9 protein-coding genes and 3 rRNA genes are annotated in these 14,049 nt (G+C 67.0%); 6 read left to right on the forward strand and 6 right to left on the reverse strand.

All coding sequences use genetic code 11. The features are described 5' to 3' along the window. Positions 1-206: 206 nt before the first annotated feature. The 3 genes from OHA34_RS00005 (at position 207) to rrf (ending at position 5,594) form a co-directional block, all read left to right on the forward strand. A 16S ribosomal RNA gene (locus OHA34_RS00005) occupies positions 207-1,724 on the forward strand. A gap of 450 nt (positions 1,725-2,174) precedes the next feature. Next, a 23S ribosomal RNA gene (locus OHA34_RS00010) occupies positions 2,175-5,290 on the forward strand. 187 nt (positions 5,291-5,477) lie between these two features. Then, positions 5,478-5,594 (forward strand): 5S ribosomal RNA (rrf, locus tag OHA34_RS00015). The 16S, 23S and 5S rRNA genes sit together here, the layout of an rRNA operon. Positions 5,595-5,708: 114 nt before the next feature. Here the strand turns inward: rrf and OHA34_RS00020 are convergent. Beyond that, positions 5,709-5,966 carry a hypothetical protein gene (locus OHA34_RS00020; RefSeq protein ID WP_285944058.1) on the reverse strand — a complete coding sequence of 86 codons (258 nt, stop codon included), beginning with the start codon at positions 5,964-5,966 and terminating at the stop codon, positions 5,709-5,711. A 205-nt stretch (positions 5,967-6,171) separates the two neighbouring features. Next, complete coding sequence (locus OHA34_RS00025) at positions 6,172-7,350, reverse strand: acyl-CoA dehydrogenase family protein (protein WP_329520330.1); 1,179 nt, start codon at positions 7,348-7,350, stop codon at positions 6,172-6,174. A 120-nt stretch (positions 7,351-7,470) separates the two neighbouring features. On the opposite strand from OHA34_RS00025, the gene OHA34_RS00030 reads away from it, so the two are divergent. Beyond that, positions 7,471-8,616 carry a CaiB/BaiF CoA transferase family protein gene (locus OHA34_RS00030; protein ID WP_285944056.1) on the forward strand — a complete coding sequence of 382 codons (1,146 nt, stop codon included), beginning with the start codon at positions 7,471-7,473 and terminating at the stop codon, positions 8,614-8,616. Continuing rightward, the gene (locus OHA34_RS00035) at positions 8,613-9,278 is read left to right on the forward strand and encodes a GntR family transcriptional regulator (protein WP_285944055.1); all 666 of its coding nucleotides are present in this window, start codon (positions 8,613-8,615) and stop codon (positions 9,276-9,278) included. Before OHA34_RS00030 ends, OHA34_RS00035 begins: the two co-directional genes overlap by 4 nt. 190 nt (positions 9,279-9,468) lie before the next feature. On the opposite strand, the gene OHA34_RS00040 is transcribed toward OHA34_RS00035, so the two are convergent. The 4 genes from OHA34_RS00040 to OHA34_RS00055 all read right to left on the reverse strand — a co-directional run bounded on the left by OHA34_RS00040 (position 9,469) and on the right by OHA34_RS00055 (position 13,519). Next, the gene (locus OHA34_RS00040) at positions 9,469-9,912 is read right to left on the reverse strand and encodes a nuclear transport factor 2 family protein (protein WP_285944054.1); all 444 of its coding nucleotides are present in this window, start codon (positions 9,910-9,912) and stop codon (positions 9,469-9,471) included. Positions 9,913-9,949: 37 nt separating this feature from the next. Continuing rightward, positions 9,950-10,822, reverse strand: coding sequence for a TIGR03619 family F420-dependent LLM class oxidoreductase (locus tag OHA34_RS00045; protein ID WP_329520331.1), 873 nt, complete (start codon positions 10,820-10,822; stop codon positions 9,950-9,952). 339 nt (positions 10,823-11,161) lie between these two features. After that, positions 11,162-11,530, reverse strand: coding sequence for a Dabb family protein (locus tag OHA34_RS00050; protein WP_329520332.1), 369 nt, complete (start codon positions 11,528-11,530; stop codon positions 11,162-11,164). Between the two features lie 39 nt (positions 11,531-11,569). After that, positions 11,570-13,519: an ABC transporter ATP-binding protein gene (locus OHA34_RS00055; RefSeq protein ID WP_329520333.1), complete on the reverse strand. Its 1,950-nt coding sequence runs from the start codon at positions 13,517-13,519 to the stop codon at positions 11,570-11,572. 272 nt (positions 13,520-13,791) lie between these two features. Here OHA34_RS00055 and OHA34_RS00060 point away from each other — a divergent pair, with 272 nt between their 5' ends. Further along, positions 13,792-14,031 (forward strand): hypothetical protein, encoded by a 240-nt coding sequence (locus tag OHA34_RS00060; protein ID WP_285944050.1) that lies wholly within the window; start codon positions 13,792-13,794, stop codon positions 14,029-14,031. Positions 14,032-14,049 lie beyond the last annotated feature (18 nt).

A 14,049-nucleotide genomic window follows, 5' to 3' on the forward strand; every position in this document is an offset into this window, starting at 1 on the left:
GAGAACTCAACAGCGTGTTAAAAGCCAGTGCCTTAATCGGTTCGGTCATTAGTTGGCTGGACCACCCCGTGCCACTGTCCTTCGGGTTGGTGGCAGGGATTCCTTTGAGGCAATTGCATGGACTCTTTGGGGTTCATGGTTTTGCTGGGATTGTTTCCGAGGTTTGGCGGTTTCGGGGTTCGCCCCCCGGGGTCGTCGTTTGGACCTTAATGGAGAGTTTGATCCTGGCTCAGGACGAACGCTGGCGGCGTGCTTAACACATGCAAGTCGAGCGGAAAGGCCCCTTCGGGGGTACTCGAGCGGCGAACGGGTGAGTAACACGTGAGCAACCTGCCCCCGACTCTGGGATAAGCCTGGGAAACTGGGTCTAATACCGGATGTTACTACTGGCCGCATGGTCTGGTGGTGGAAAGTTTTTCGGTTGGGGATGGGCTCGCGGCCTATCAGCTTGTTGGTGGGGTAATGGCCTACCAAGGCGACGACGGGTAACCGGCCTGAGAGGGCGACCGGTCACACTGGGACTGAGACACGGCCCAGACTCCTACGGGAGGCAGCAGTGGGGAATATTGCGCAATGGGCGGAAGCCTGACGCAGCGACGCCGCGTGAGGGATGACGGCCTTCGGGTTGTAAACCTCTTTCAGCAGGGACGAAGCTAACGTGACGGTACCTGCAGAAGAAGCGCCGGCTAACTACGTGCCAGCAGCCGCGGTAATACGTAGGGCGCAAGCGTTGTCCGGAATTATTGGGCGTAAAGAGCTCGTAGGCGGTTTGTCGCGTCTGTCGTGAAAGCCCACAGCTTAACTGTGGGTCTGCGGTGGATACGGGCAGACTAGAGGCAGGTAGGGGAGAATGGAATTCCCGGTGTAGCGGTGAAATGCGCAGATATCGGGAGGAACACCGGTGGCGAAGGCGGTTCTCTGGGCCTGTACTGACGCTGAGGAGCGAAAGCGTGGGGAGCGAACAGGATTAGATACCCTGGTAGTCCACGCCGTAAACGTTGGGCGCTAGGTGTGGGGTCCTTCCACGGATTCCGCGCCGTAGCTAACGCATTAAGCGCCCCGCCTGGGGAGTACGGCCGCAAGGCTAAAACTCAAAGGAATTGACGGGGGCCCGCACAAGCGGCGGAGCATGTTGCTTAATTCGACGCAACGCGAAGAACCTTACCAAGGCTTGACATCGCCGGAAAACTCGCAGAGATGCGGGGTCCTTTTGGGCCGGTGACAGGTGGTGCATGGCTGTCGTCAGCTCGTGTCGTGAGATGTTGGGTTAAGTCCCGCAACGAGCGCAACCCTCGTTCCATGTTGCCAGCACGTTATGGTGGGGACTCATGGGAGACCGCCGGGGTCAACTCGGAGGAAGGTGGGGATGACGTCAAGTCATCATGCCCCTTATGTCTTGGGCTGCAAACATGCTACAATGGCCGGTACAGAGGGCTGCGATACCGTGAGGTGGAGCGAATCCCTTAAAGCCGGTCTCAGTTCGGATCGAAGTCTGCAACTCGACTTCGTGAAGTCGGAGTCGCTAGTAATCGCAGATCAGCAACGCTGCGGTGAATACGTTCCCGGGCCTTGTACACACCGCCCGTCACGTCACGAAAGTCGGCAACACCCGAAGCCCGTGGCCCAACCAGCAATGGGGGGAGCGGTCGAAGGTGGGGCCGGCGATTGGGACGAAGTCGTAACAAGGTAGCCGTACCGGAAGGTGCGGCTGGATCACCTCCTTTCTAAGGAGCATTCAACTGGCCGGATCCTGACATCCTCTTCGGGGGGTGGGGTTTGGTCGGTGGTCGCTTTTGACGGCGTATGTTCGTCAGGCGGCTGCTCATAGATGTGGAGCACTGGCTACTCAGTTCATTGTTCGTGTGGATCGGTTAGTACCACCTTCTTCGGGAGGAGTGGGAACGGCGGTTTCGGGCGGGTGGTGGGTTGGACACGCTGTTGGGTCCTGAGGGAACGGACCCTTCAGCCCCTGAATGTCGGCCCTGTTGTGGGGTTGGTGTGAGGGGGCTGGGTTGTTTCTTCTGGATTGCGGGATCACATCGAACCCCTTTTTTGGGTGTTTTGGTGTGGTGGGCCCGGTTGTTTTTTGAGAACTGCACAGTGGACGCGAGCATCTCTGGTGAACGACGACTTTTGTTGTTGTTTATCTGCGATTTGTTGTGATCGTTTTGTGTGTTCAAGTTTTTAAGGGCATACGGTGGATGCCTTGGCATCAGGAGCCGATGAAGGACGTGGGAGCCTGCGATATGCCTCGGGGAGTCGGCAACCAGACTTTGATCCGGGGATTTCCGAATGGGGAAACCTGGCACCCGTCATGGGGTGTCGCCGCCGTCTGAATGTATAGGGCGGTTGGTGGGAACGCGGGGAAGTGAAACATCTCAGTACCCGCAGGAAGAGAAAACAATAGTGATTCCGTGAGTAGTGGTGAGCGAAAGCGGATTAGCCTAAACCGTGCGCGTGTGATACCTGGTAGGGGTTGCGTGTGCGGGGTTGTGGGACCATCTGGCCGGATCTACCAGTCTGGCAAGGAGTTATAAACTGCTCGGGTAGTTGAACGGCATGGGAAGGCCGACCGTAGACGGTGAGAGTCCGGTAGACGAAACCTGTAGTGGCTTCTAGGTGTGTTCCCGAGTAGCACGGGGCCCGTGAAATCCCGTGTGAATCTGCCACGACCACGTGGTAAGGCTGAATACTTCCTGATGACCGATAGCGGACCAGTACCGTGAGGGAAAGGTGAAAAGTGCCCCGGTGAGGGGTCGTGAAATAGTACCTGAAACCGTGTGCCTACAAGCCGTCAGAGCGTCCTCAATGCCTTTCGGGGTGTTGTTCGTGATGGCGTGCCTTTTGAAGAATGAGCCTGCGAGTTATGGTGTGTGGCGAGGTTAACCGGTGGCGGGTAGCCGTAGCGAAAGCGAGTCTGAATAGGGCGTTTGAGTCGCATGCTGTAGACCCGAAGCGGAGTGATCTAGCCATGGGCAGGGTGAAGCGCCGGTAAGACGGTGTGGAGGCCCGAACCCACCAGGGTTGAAAACCTGGGGGATGACCTGTGGTTAGGGGTGAAAGGCCAATCAAACTCCGTGATAGCTGGTTCTCCCCGAAATGCATTTAGGTGCAGCGTCGTGTGTTTCTTGCCGGAGGTAGAGCTACTGGATGGCTAATGGGCCCTACAAGGTTACTGACGTCAGCCAAACTCCGAATGCCGGTAAGTGAGAGCGCGGCAGTGAGACTGCGGGCGATAAGGTTCGTAGTCGAGAGGGAAACAGCCCAGATCATCGGCTAAGGCCCCTAAGCGTGTGCTAAGTGGTAAAGGATGTGGAGTTGCTGTGACAACCAGGAGGTTGGCTTAGAAGCAGCCACCCTTGAAAGAGTGCGTAATAGCTCACTGGTCAAGTGATTCCGCGCCGACAATGTAGCGGGGCTCAAGCACACCGCCGAAGCCGTGGCACTCACACTTTGTGTGGGTGGGTAGGGGAGCGTCCTGCAGCCGGCGAAGCCGCCGAGTGATCGAGTGGTGGAGGCTGTGGGAGTGAGAATGCAGGCATGAGTAGCGAATCACACGTGAGAAACGTGTGCGCCGGATGACCAAGGGTTCCTGGGGCAGGCTAATCCGCCCAGGGTAAGTCGGGACCTAAGGCGAGGCCGACAGGCGTAGTCGATGGACAACGGGTTGATATTCCCGTACCCGCTGGTATGCGCCAACGCTGAATCCTCTGATGCTAAGACCCTGAATCCTTTCCGGTCCCTTCGGGGGCTGGTTTGGCCTAGCGGTCGGTCCGAGGGGGTAGTAGGTGAGCGATGGGGTGACGCAGGAGGGTAGCTCAGCCCAGGCGATGGTTGTCCTGGGGTAAGCATGTAGCCCGCGCTATAGGTAAATCCGTGGCGCATTTAAGGGTGAGATGTGATGCCGAGCCGTTTTAGGTGAAGTGAGTGATCCCATGCTGCCGAGAAAAGCCTCTAGTGAGTGTACCGGCGGCCCGTACCCCAAACCGACTCAGGTGGTCAGGTAGAGAATACCAAGGCGATCGGGTGAACTGTGGTTAAGGAACTCGGCAAATTGCCCCCGTAACTTTGGGAGAAGGGGGACCACGTCCGGTGATGGCACTTGCTGCCGGAGCTGGGGGTGGTCGCAGAGGCCAGGGGGAAGCGACTGTTTACTAAAAACACAGGTCCGTGCTAAGTCGTAAGACGCTGTATACGGACTGACGCCTGCCCGGTGCCGGAACGTTAAGAGGACCGGTTAGATCCCTTTCGGGGGGTCGAGGCTGAGAATCTAAGCGCCGGTAAACGGCGGTGGTAACTATAACCATCCTAAGGTAGCGAAATTCCTTGTCGGGTAAGTTCCGACCTGCACGAATGGCGTAACGACTTCCCCGCTGTCTCAACCACAGGCCCGGCGAAATTGCAGTACGAGTAAAGATGCTCGTTTCGCGCAGCAGGACGGAAAGACCCCGGGACCTTCACTATAGCTTGGCATTGGCGCCTGAAGCGTCTTGTGTAGGATAGGTGGGAGACTGTGAAGCCGGCACGCCAGTGTCGGTGGAGTCGTTGGTGAAATACCACTCTGGTCGTTTTGAGCGTCTAACCCGCACCCGTGAATCCGGGTGGGGGACAGTGCCTGGTGGGTAGTTTAACTGGGGCGGTTGCCTCCTAAAGAGTAACGGAGGCGCCCAAAGGTTCCCTCAGCCTGGTTGGTAATCAGGTGGTGAGTGCAAGGGCACAAGGGAGCTTGACTGTGAGACGGACGTGTCGAGCAGGTGCGAAAGCAGGGCCTAGTGATCCGGCACCGGCGTGTGGAAGCGGTGTCGCTCAACGGCTAAAAGGTACCCCGGGGATAACAGGCTGATCTTCCCCAAGAGTCCATATCGACGGGATGGTTTGGCACCTCGATGTCGGCTCGTCGCATCCTGGGGCTGGAGTAGGTCCCAAGGGTTGGGCTGTTCGCCCATTAAAGCGGCACGCGAGCTGGGTTTAGAACGTCGCGAGACAGTTCGGTCCCTATCCGCTGCGCGCGTAGGAGAATTGAGAGGGTCTGTCCCTAGTACGAGAGGACCGGGACGGACGAACCTCTGGTGTGCCAGTTGTCCCGCCAGGGGCACGGCTGGTTGGCTACGTTCGGTAGGGATAACCGCTGAAAGCATCTAAGCGGGAAGCCTTCCTCGAGATGAGTTCTCCCTCCCACCTTTCGGGGTGGGTTAAGGCCCCCAACAGACCATTGGGTTGATAGGCCGGACATGGAAGCACGGTAACGTGTGGAGTTGACCGGTACTAATAGGCCGAGCGGCTTGAACAACACTTCTAAAATGTTTTGCTGCTGTCGTTTGGTGTTCGCGTCCCTGTGTAGTTCCCGGAAAACAAACGGGAACACGCCCCCGTATGCGGGGTTTTGATTTGTGAATATTGCTCTGAGCTTTGGTTGCTTGGACGATTACTTCCCACCACCCGGTTCTTGCTTGGGTTGGGTGGTTGGGGTTTGGTCGTTCGGTGGTTATGGCGGAGGGGAAACACCCGGTCCCATCCCGAACCCGGAAGTTAAGCCCTTCAGCGCCGATGGTACTGCACGGGAGACTGTGTGGGAGAGTAGGACACCGCCGGACTCTTTTTGTGAAAGGCCCCGCCATTCGGCGGGGCCTTTCTCATTTCTCCGACCCTTTTCAGGCCCTCCCTGCCGGGCGAGCGGTGGGCGGTGGGTTCCGGGGTGAGGAGCGCGGTCAGTCCTCCTCGGCGGCGTACGCGAGGGTCAGGACGGCGCGCGCCGCCTCCGACCAGCGCTCGATCGCGGAACGGGAGAGGGTGCCGCCCGCCGGCGGCAGCCAGGCGAGCAGGCCGGCCAGGGCCGGGTCCAGCTCCCGGGCCGGCGGACCGGGAGCCGGCTGCCCGGTCGTGCCGGGCTCGCCGGCGTTCCCCGAGAACCGGCCCGCCGTCCTGGCCTGCGCCGGCGACATCCCGTGCACTGCGCTGTTCGACATGCCCGGCACGGTAGCCGCGCCCCCGCCGCGTGCAGTGCCCGTTTTCCGTCGGCTTTGCCCATCGTGGCCGCGAGCTGCATGAAGCCTGCCCGGCCCGTGACACTACGGGTGCCGTAACGGGCCGGGCACTGTGACGCTGCGGGCACTGTGACGCTGCGGGCGCCGGGCCCGTCCTGTCAGTTCAGGGCGGGTGGACGGTCTGCTGTCACTGGAACGCCTGGACGCCGGTGAGCGCGCGGCCCACCACCAGGGTGTGGACCTCCGAGGTGCCCTCGTAGGTGAGCACCGACTCCAGGTTGGCCGCGTGCCGCATCACCGGGTACTCCAGCGTGACGCCGTTCGCGCCGAGGACGGTGCGGCAGGTGCGGGCGACGGCGATGGCCTCGCGGACGTTGTTGAGCTTGCCCACGCTGACCTGTTCGGGGGTGAGGGCGCCGGCCTCCTTGAGCCGGCCGAGGTGGACGGCGAGGAGCATCCCCTTGCCGATCTCCAGAGCCGAGTCGGCCAGCTTCTCCTGGGTGAGCTGGAACGAGGCGAGCGGACGGCCGAAGATCTCGCGCTCGGCCGCGTAGGCGATGGTCGTCTCCAGGCAGTCGAGTGCCGCGCCGAGCGCGCCGAAGACGATCCCGAAGCGGGCTTCGTTCAGGCAGCCGAGCGGGCCGGACAGCCCGCGCGCGCCGGGGAGCACGGCGTCCGCCGGGAGCCGGACGCCGTCCAGGACGAGCTCGCTGGTCACGCTCGCCCGCAGCGAGAGCTTGCGGCCGACGTCGCGGGCGCTGAAGCCGGGCGTCCCGGCGGGGACCAGGAACCCGCGGACGCCGTCGCCGGTCCGCGCCCAGACCACGGCGACGTCGGCGACCGACCCGTTGGTGATCCACATTTTGCCGCCGTCGAGCACCCAGTCGGCGCCGTCGCGCCGCGCCCGGGTGCGCATTCCGGCGGGGTCGGAGCCGAAGTCGGGCTCGGTGAGGCCGAAGCAGCCGATCCGCTCGCCCGCCGCCATCTCCGGCAGCCACTCCCGCTTCTGCTCCTCGGATCCGTACTTCCAGATCGCGTACATGGCCAGGGAGCCCTGCACCGACACCAGGCTGCGCAGGCCCGAGTCGGCCGCCTCCAGCTCGAGGCACGCCAGCCCGTACGCGACGGCGCCGAGGCCGCCGCAGCCGTAGCCCTGGAGGTGCATGCCGAGCAGGCCGAGGGAGCCGAACCGGCGCGCGAGCTCGCGCGCGGGGACGCGGCCCTCCTCGAACCAGTCCGCCAGGTGCGGGCGCAGCTCGTCGTCGCAGAGCCGCCGGACGGTCTGCCGGATGTCGCGTTCTTCGTCGGTCAGCAGCCCGTCCACGGCGAACAGCGCGGACGGGTGGACCGGTGGTCTCGTGGTCACGGCGACCACTGCACCATAGATTGGATTTTGGATCCAGTATTGTGTCCAACGTCATGCGGTCCGGCTCCGGGCGGGGCGCCCGCGGAGGGAGAGACGAATGGACGTCCTTGGGACGCCGGCGTGAGCGGGGCGCTGGAGGGGCTGGTCGTCGCCGACTTCAGCCGCGTGCTGGCCGGTCCGTACGCCACGATGCTCATGGCCGACCTCGGTGCCGAGGTGGTCAAGGTCGAACGCCCCGGGACCGGCGACGACACCCGGTCGTGGGGGCCGCCGCACGCGGACGGCGAGGCGACCTACTACCTCGCCGTGAACCGGAACAAGCGGTCGATCGCGCTCGACCTCCAGGACCCCGGTGATCTGGAGGTGGCCCGCGCGCTGGCCGCCCGCGCGGACGTCCTGGTGGAGAACTTCCGTCCCGGCGCGATGGACCGTCTCGGACTCGGGTACGAGCCGATGGCGGAGCTCAACCCCGGGCTCGTCTACTGCTCCATCACCGGCTTCGGCGCCGGCGGGGGCGCCGGCCTGCCCGGTTACGACCTGATCGTGCAGGCCGTCGGCGGGCTGATGAGCGTCACCGGCGAGCCGGGGCAGGGCGGCACCAAGGCCGGCGTGGCCCTGGTGGACGTGATCACCGGGCTGCACGCCCTGACCGGCGTCCTGGCGGCGCTGCGGCACCGCGACCGCACCGGCGAGGGCCAGCGGGTCGAGGTGGCGCTGCTGACCTCGCTGCTGTCGGCGCTGACCAACCAGGCCTCGGCCTACGTGGCGGCCGGGGTGGTGCCGGCGGCCATGGGCAACCGGCACCCGAGCATCGTCCCGTACGAGGTGTTCGAGACCGCCGACCGCCCGATGGTGATCGCGGCGGGGAACGACCGCCAGTTCCGCGCGCTGTGCGGGGTGCTGGGGCGCGGCGACCTCGCGGCCGACGCGCGCTTCGTGGTCAACTCCGGGCGGGTCGCCGCCCGGGACGTCCTGGTCACCGAGCTCTCCCGGACCCTCTCCGAGCGCACCGCCGACGCGTGGTTCGCCGCGCTCACCGAGGCGGGGGTGCCGTGCGGGCCGATCAACGACCTGGCCGCCGCGTTCGAGTTCGGGGACGGTCTCGGCCTGGAGCCGTCCGTCCGGGTGGACGATCCCCGGCGGGAGGCGGGCGCGCACCAGGTCGCCAATCCGGTCCGGCTCGGCGCGACGCCGGCCGCGTACCGGCTGGCTCCGCCGCGGCTCGGCGAGGACGACGCGTGGGTCCGTGAGATATTGGGGCGATGAGCCCGGTTGAACGCCTCGGCAGGCCGCCCACGGCCCAGCAGTTCGTCCTGGCGGAGATCCGGCGCGCGATCACCACGGGCCGGCTGCGTCCGGGCGCCCCGATCCGGCAGGACGCGCTGGCCGGGGAGCTCGGCGTCAGCCGCGTCCCGCTGCGCGAGGCGCTCAAGACGCTCCAGGGCGAGGGCCTGGTCGGCTACCGGGCGCACCGCGGCTACTGCGTCGAGGAGCTGTCGCTGGACGACCTGCGCGAGGTGTACCGCATCCGGGAGATCCTGGAGGAGGAGGCGGTGCGGCAGGCGCTCGCCCGGCTCTCCGATGACGACGTGGTGGAGCTGGAGAAGGCCCAGCTCGGGGTGGAGCGCGCCGCCGAGGCCGCTGACGTGCTCGGCATGGCCGAGGCCAACCGCGCGTTCCATATGAGGCTCTACACCTGTGCCGGGATGCCGCGGCTGACCAGGCTCATCGCCGCGCAGTGGGACGCCACCGACGCCTACCGGTCGATCTACTACGGCGAGGACGCCAACCGCGCGCGCGTGATCGCCGAGCACCACGCCGCCCTCGACGCCCTGCGCCGCCGCGACGTGGACGAGGCGCTGCGCGTCCTCGACCTGCACCGCGCCCACGCCGTCGCCGCCCTGGAAGACCTCAGCGGTCTGCGCTGACCGGGAACACCGCCCCGGGCTCGCCAAGGCCGCCGGCCACCGCGACGCCGAGAACACCAGCATGATCGGGATGATCCTGCTGATCGCCGCCACCGTGGTCGTCAGCACGCTGGTCGCGACCACCGTCCATCGAGGCGGTGGCCGTCTGAGGGCGGGGCGGCCGACGCGGGCGCCGCGACGGCTTCCCGTCTCAGGAGGTGGGTCCGGCCAGGGTCGCCATCGCGCGATCCGGCTCCCAGTGGGCGCGGAGCGAGGTGATGAGGCCGGCCTCGTCCACGGTGTAGATCAGGACGCAGTCGATAGTCATGGCGGTGCCGTCGCCCATGGTCGTGGTGATCGTGGCGACGTTGGCGCAGCAGGCGCCGTTGGCGAAGGAGTCGGCGACCTCGAAGTGGTAGCCGCTGATGGAGGCGATGAAGCCGTCCCAGAAGGCGCCGATGCCCTGGTGGCCGCGATGGCCGGCGCCGTCGGGATCCAGGAAGGACGGGCCGACGGGGTCCTCCACGAGCGCGTCGGGCGCGAAGAGTCGCAGCCACTCGTCCTTGCGGCCCGCCGCGACGGCGGCCATCGACGCGCGCGCGGCCCGGCGCGCGGGGTGGTCGGCGTCGGGGGCGTCCCAGGTGACAGAGTCCATGGGGAAAATTGTAACGTGTTCTCATTTGCCGCCAAGGTCAGTGGCCGACCTTGGCGATGACCGTCTCGGCGAAGCGCTCGAGGTGCTCGATCTTCTGCTCCAGGGGCTCGGTGTCGGGTCCCTTGGCGTAGGGCACCCGGAAGCCGACGATCACGTCGGTGACGCCCTTGTCCTCCAGCCGCTTCACCCCGTCGGGCGTGTAGGCGTCCATGGAGATCACATGGATCTCGAATGGGTCGCCGGACCTGCCCTCGGCCGTGCGGATGCGGTCCAGTCTGGCCAGGAGGCCGTCGAGATCGTCGTTGCCCGCGTGCATCCATCCGTCGCCGCGGATGACGGCCCGACGCAGGGCCGCCTCGCTGTGCCCGCCGACCAGGATCGGGATCGGCCGGGCGGGGGCGGGGGTCATCTTGATCGCGGGGAGGTCGAAGAACTCGCCGTGGTACTCGAAGTACTCGCCGGTGGCCAGGCCGCGGACGATGTCGATCGCCTCGTCCATCCGCTTGCCGCGCCGCTCCCACGGGACGCCCATCACCGCGAAGTCCTCGGGCCAGGGGCTGAGGCCCACGCCGAGACCGAGCCGTCCACCGGTCAGGCAGGCGATCGAGGTTGCCTGCTTGGCGACCAGCACCGGCGGGCGCACGGGCAGCTTGAGCACGAACGGCGTGAACCGGATCGTGCTCGTCACGGCGCCCATGGCCGCGATCAGCGTGAACGTCTCGATGAAGCTCTTGTCCTCAAGGAACTCCCGGTTGCCGTCCTCGGTGTAGGGATAGGTCGAGTCCGACTCCTTCGGGTAGACGAGCGAGTCGGCGACCGAGAACCCGGTGTATCCGGCCGCTTCGGCGGCGCGGGCCAGCGGAAGGTAGTACGACGGATCGGTCATGGCCTCGGCGTAGGTGAACCTCATGGATGCGGCTCCAGGCGGCGACGGCAGATCGGCAAATACTAGAACCTGTATCAGTCGCAGGCCATACCCGGCCAGGCGGCGAGGCGGCCGTCGCCCAGGGACGGGCCGTGACCGCGGTCCACGTGGCATCGTCGGCGGCGGAACCGTCTTCGACGAGCGGCTTCGGAGCCCGTCGTGGATCGCGTTCCCGGCGACGATCTCGGCGTGGACGCCCGGTGCCGCCCCTCCTCGACGAGCCCGTCCCGGCGCCGGCGGTCCGCCCCGCGGAGGCGCTATGTGCGAGGCCCTGCGGATCCTTGACGCCCATCGCGCCCACGCCGTGGCCGCACTGAAGGACGCTCAGGCCGACGGCCGTCCGCTGCCGGTGTAGGAGTCCAGGCCGTCGACCAGTGCGACCAGTTCGGGGTCGTTGGCGTAGCGGGTGCGGTGGATCTCCTGGATCTGCGCACCGATCGCCGGGTCCTCGTCGTCGGTGAGGTCCTGCGAGATCATCTTGTCGAGGATCGGCAGGCCGACGGAGTCGGTCTCCCGGTGGATCGGCGCGTGCATGTACGCCCGGTAGCCCTCGATGTCCTTCACCGCGAACATTGCGCCGTAGTCGAACTCCGCCCCCACGTCGCGGCCGACGCAGAAGCTCTGCACCGCTTCGATCTCCCGCCCCATCCTGCGTAGGTGCTCCAGGGCGTTGCTCTGGCGATGACGGTGCACGGGACCGCGGCGTCGGCGGACGCCGGGGCCGCGGGGTGATCACATCGGTTCGGCGGGGGGCTGGTAGGCGGATGCCTGGAGGGTGTAGAGCTCGGCGTACAGGCCGTTGACGCCCATGAGGGTGGAGTGGTCGCCGTGCTCGGTGATGTGGCCGCGGTCGAACACGTAGATGCGGTCGGCGTGCCGGACGCTGGCCAGGCGGTGCGTGATCAGCAGGACGGTCCGGCCGTGCGCGTGGCCGCGGATGCGCTCGAACAGGGCGTGCTCGGCGCGGGCGTCCAGCGCTGCCGTCGGCTCGTCGCAGATGAGCAGCGGCGCCCGACGGTAGAAGCCGCGCGCGGCGGCCAGCCGCTGCCACTGGCCGCCGGAGAGCTCGACGCCGCCCTCGAAGCGCCGGTCCAGGAGGGTGTCGTAGCGGTCGGCGAGGCCGTCGACGACCTGGTCGGCACCGGAGGCGGTGGCGGCCGTCTCGACCGCGTGCTGGAGATCGTCCCGGGGGGACTCGTCGCCGAGGGCGATGTTGTCGCGGGCGGTCATGGGCCAGTGCGTGTGGTCCTGGGCGATGACGGCGATGTGCGCGCGCAGGAGGTCGGGATCGGCCCGGCCCACCGGCACCTGGTCCCAGCGGACCTCGCCGTCGTCGGGGGTGTACAGCCCGGCGAGGATCTTGGCGAGGGTGGTCTTGCCGGAGCCGTTCTCCCCGACCAGCGCGACGATCTCACCGGCGCGGATCCGCATCGACACCCCGCGCAGCGCGGGTGCGCCGCCGCCGGGGTAGGTGAAGGTGACGCCGTCGGCGGTGATCTCCTTGAAGTCCCCGGGCGGGGCCGGGTGGGCGCCGCCGCCCGGCTGCCGGAGCCGGGCCTCGGCCCGGGTGCAGAAGGCCAGGTAGTCGCCGAAGTACAGGCCGTCCTCGTAGCAGCGGTTGACCGCGTAGATGAGGTTGACCAGGGAGGACTGCCCGGCGCGGATCGCCAGGACGGCGGTGCCGGCCACGGCCAGCGGCATCAGGCCCCGCCACAGCAGGAGACCGAGCGCGACGTACACCATGGCGGTCGCGGCGCCCTTCAGCGCGGCCCCGTGCACCTGCGCGAGGGTCTGCCGCCGGGCGAGGTCGAGCTGGGCGGCCCGGACGTGCCCGGCGAGCCGTCCGAACTGGCCGAGCAGCACGCCGCGGACGCCGGCGGACCGGACCTCCGCGGCGTGGTGGCGGTCGGTCATCAGGTCCGACAGGATCCACTTGCGGCGCCGCGCCGAGACCAGGGTCAGCTCGGTGAGGTAGCCCAGCCGGGCGGCACGGATCGCGGCCCAGCCCTCGGGGAGCGCGGTCAGGAGCAGCAGCGGGAGCAGGACGGGGTGCAGCACGCCCAAAGCGCCCGCGGCGGCGGCCACCCCGACCGCCGCGGTGAGCATGTCCACCATGTGGTCGACCATCGAGGGCGCCGCCGTCATCCCGCGGGACTCGGCGCGCTGGAGCTCGTCCAGGAAGGCCGAGTCGTCCAGTGCCGTCAGCTCCACGGCGGTGGTGAGCTCGTAGAGCCGGACCTCCACGAGCCGCTCCACCTGGGGCCGCAGCCGGGCCTGGGCCCAGCCCGCCGCCGCCGTCAGCCCCGCCTTGGCGGCGACCGCGGCGGCGACCATGGCCAGGGACGGGACGGCGGCGCGGACCCGGTCGGGCGTCGGCCCGCCGGTGAACAGCGCGGTCAGTACCCCGGTCGTGGCGAGCAGCCCGAAGGCGGTGCACAGGCCGGCGGTCAGATTCAACCCGACCGCCGCCATGGTGTCGCGCCGGTTCGCCCGCCAGGCCAGCCGCAGCGCGTGGGCGATCAGCGCGGGCAGCCGCCGCGCCATGGTGCCCACCCCGGTCTCGGCGAGTTCGGCATTGCGGCCGTACCAGCGCGGCCGGGTCAGCTCGGGCCCCGGCACCGGTGCGGTGTCCGGGGCGCGTGGTTTGCGGGGACGGGAGAAACGGTCTCGCAGCACACCCATCGTCCGCCCCTCGCCCACGCCCGCCCATCGGGACTCCCTCCGTCACCGTAGGCAGGGGGACGGGCTGCCTGGGGGCCACTGTGCCCTGACCGTGCATGGCCGCCTCCGGACAGGCGCGGGCGGGCCCCTTTCCCCGCGGACCGCCCGTTCTGCCGGACGCGGGCATGTGCGCCGCCGAGGGTGTCGGACGCGGCCGGGCTTGACTACGGTGGTTGCGCACGGCGATGAGATGAGCGCCCGTCGTAGGCATTCACGAGAGCCGAGGTCCAGTCATGCGATCCGTCAGCCGCCTCGTTCGGGTCGGCCTCCCGCTGCTCGTGCTGGGCGCCGCGGTCTCCTGTGGCTCGCTCGGCGACCCGCGTTTCCAACCCCAGCGCGACAAGCCTTCGGTCACCAAGGCGCAGTGCGAGGCGGGCGGCGGCCGTCCCGTGCGCGACGGTTCCCCCGCCGGTGGTTCTTCGATCACGTTCTGCCTGGACGGCACGTACGGCCGCCGGGTCGTCAGGCACTGACCGGCGGCGCCGGGTGGA

The sequence above is a fragment of the Spirillospora sp. NBC_01491 genome, from assembly GCF_036227065.1.
Lineage (GTDB): Bacteria > Actinomycetota > Actinomycetes > Streptosporangiales > Streptosporangiaceae > Spirillospora > Spirillospora xylanilytica.

Coding starts and splice junctions, on each gene's coding strand:
- OHA34_RS00045 (WP_329520331.1), bottom strand. CDS start 10,822: ATGAGGTTCACCTACGCCGAGGCCATGACCGATCCGTCGTACTACCTT.
- OHA34_RS00060 (WP_285944050.1), top strand. CDS start 13,792: ATGCGATCCGTCAGCCGCCTCGTTCGGGTCGGCCTCCCGCTGCTCGTG.
- OHA34_RS00020 (WP_285944058.1), bottom strand. CDS start 5,966: ATGTCGAACAGCGCAGTGCACGGGATGTCGCCGGCGCAGGCCAGGACG.
- OHA34_RS00055 (WP_329520333.1), bottom strand. CDS start 13,519: ATGGGTGTGCTGCGAGACCGTTTCTCCCGTCCCCGCAAACCACGCGCC.
- OHA34_RS00040 (WP_285944054.1), bottom strand. CDS start 9,912: ATGGACTCTGTCACCTGGGACGCCCCCGACGCCGACCACCCCGCGCGC.
- OHA34_RS00035 (WP_285944055.1), top strand. CDS start 8,613: ATGAGCCCGGTTGAACGCCTCGGCAGGCCGCCCACGGCCCAGCAGTTC.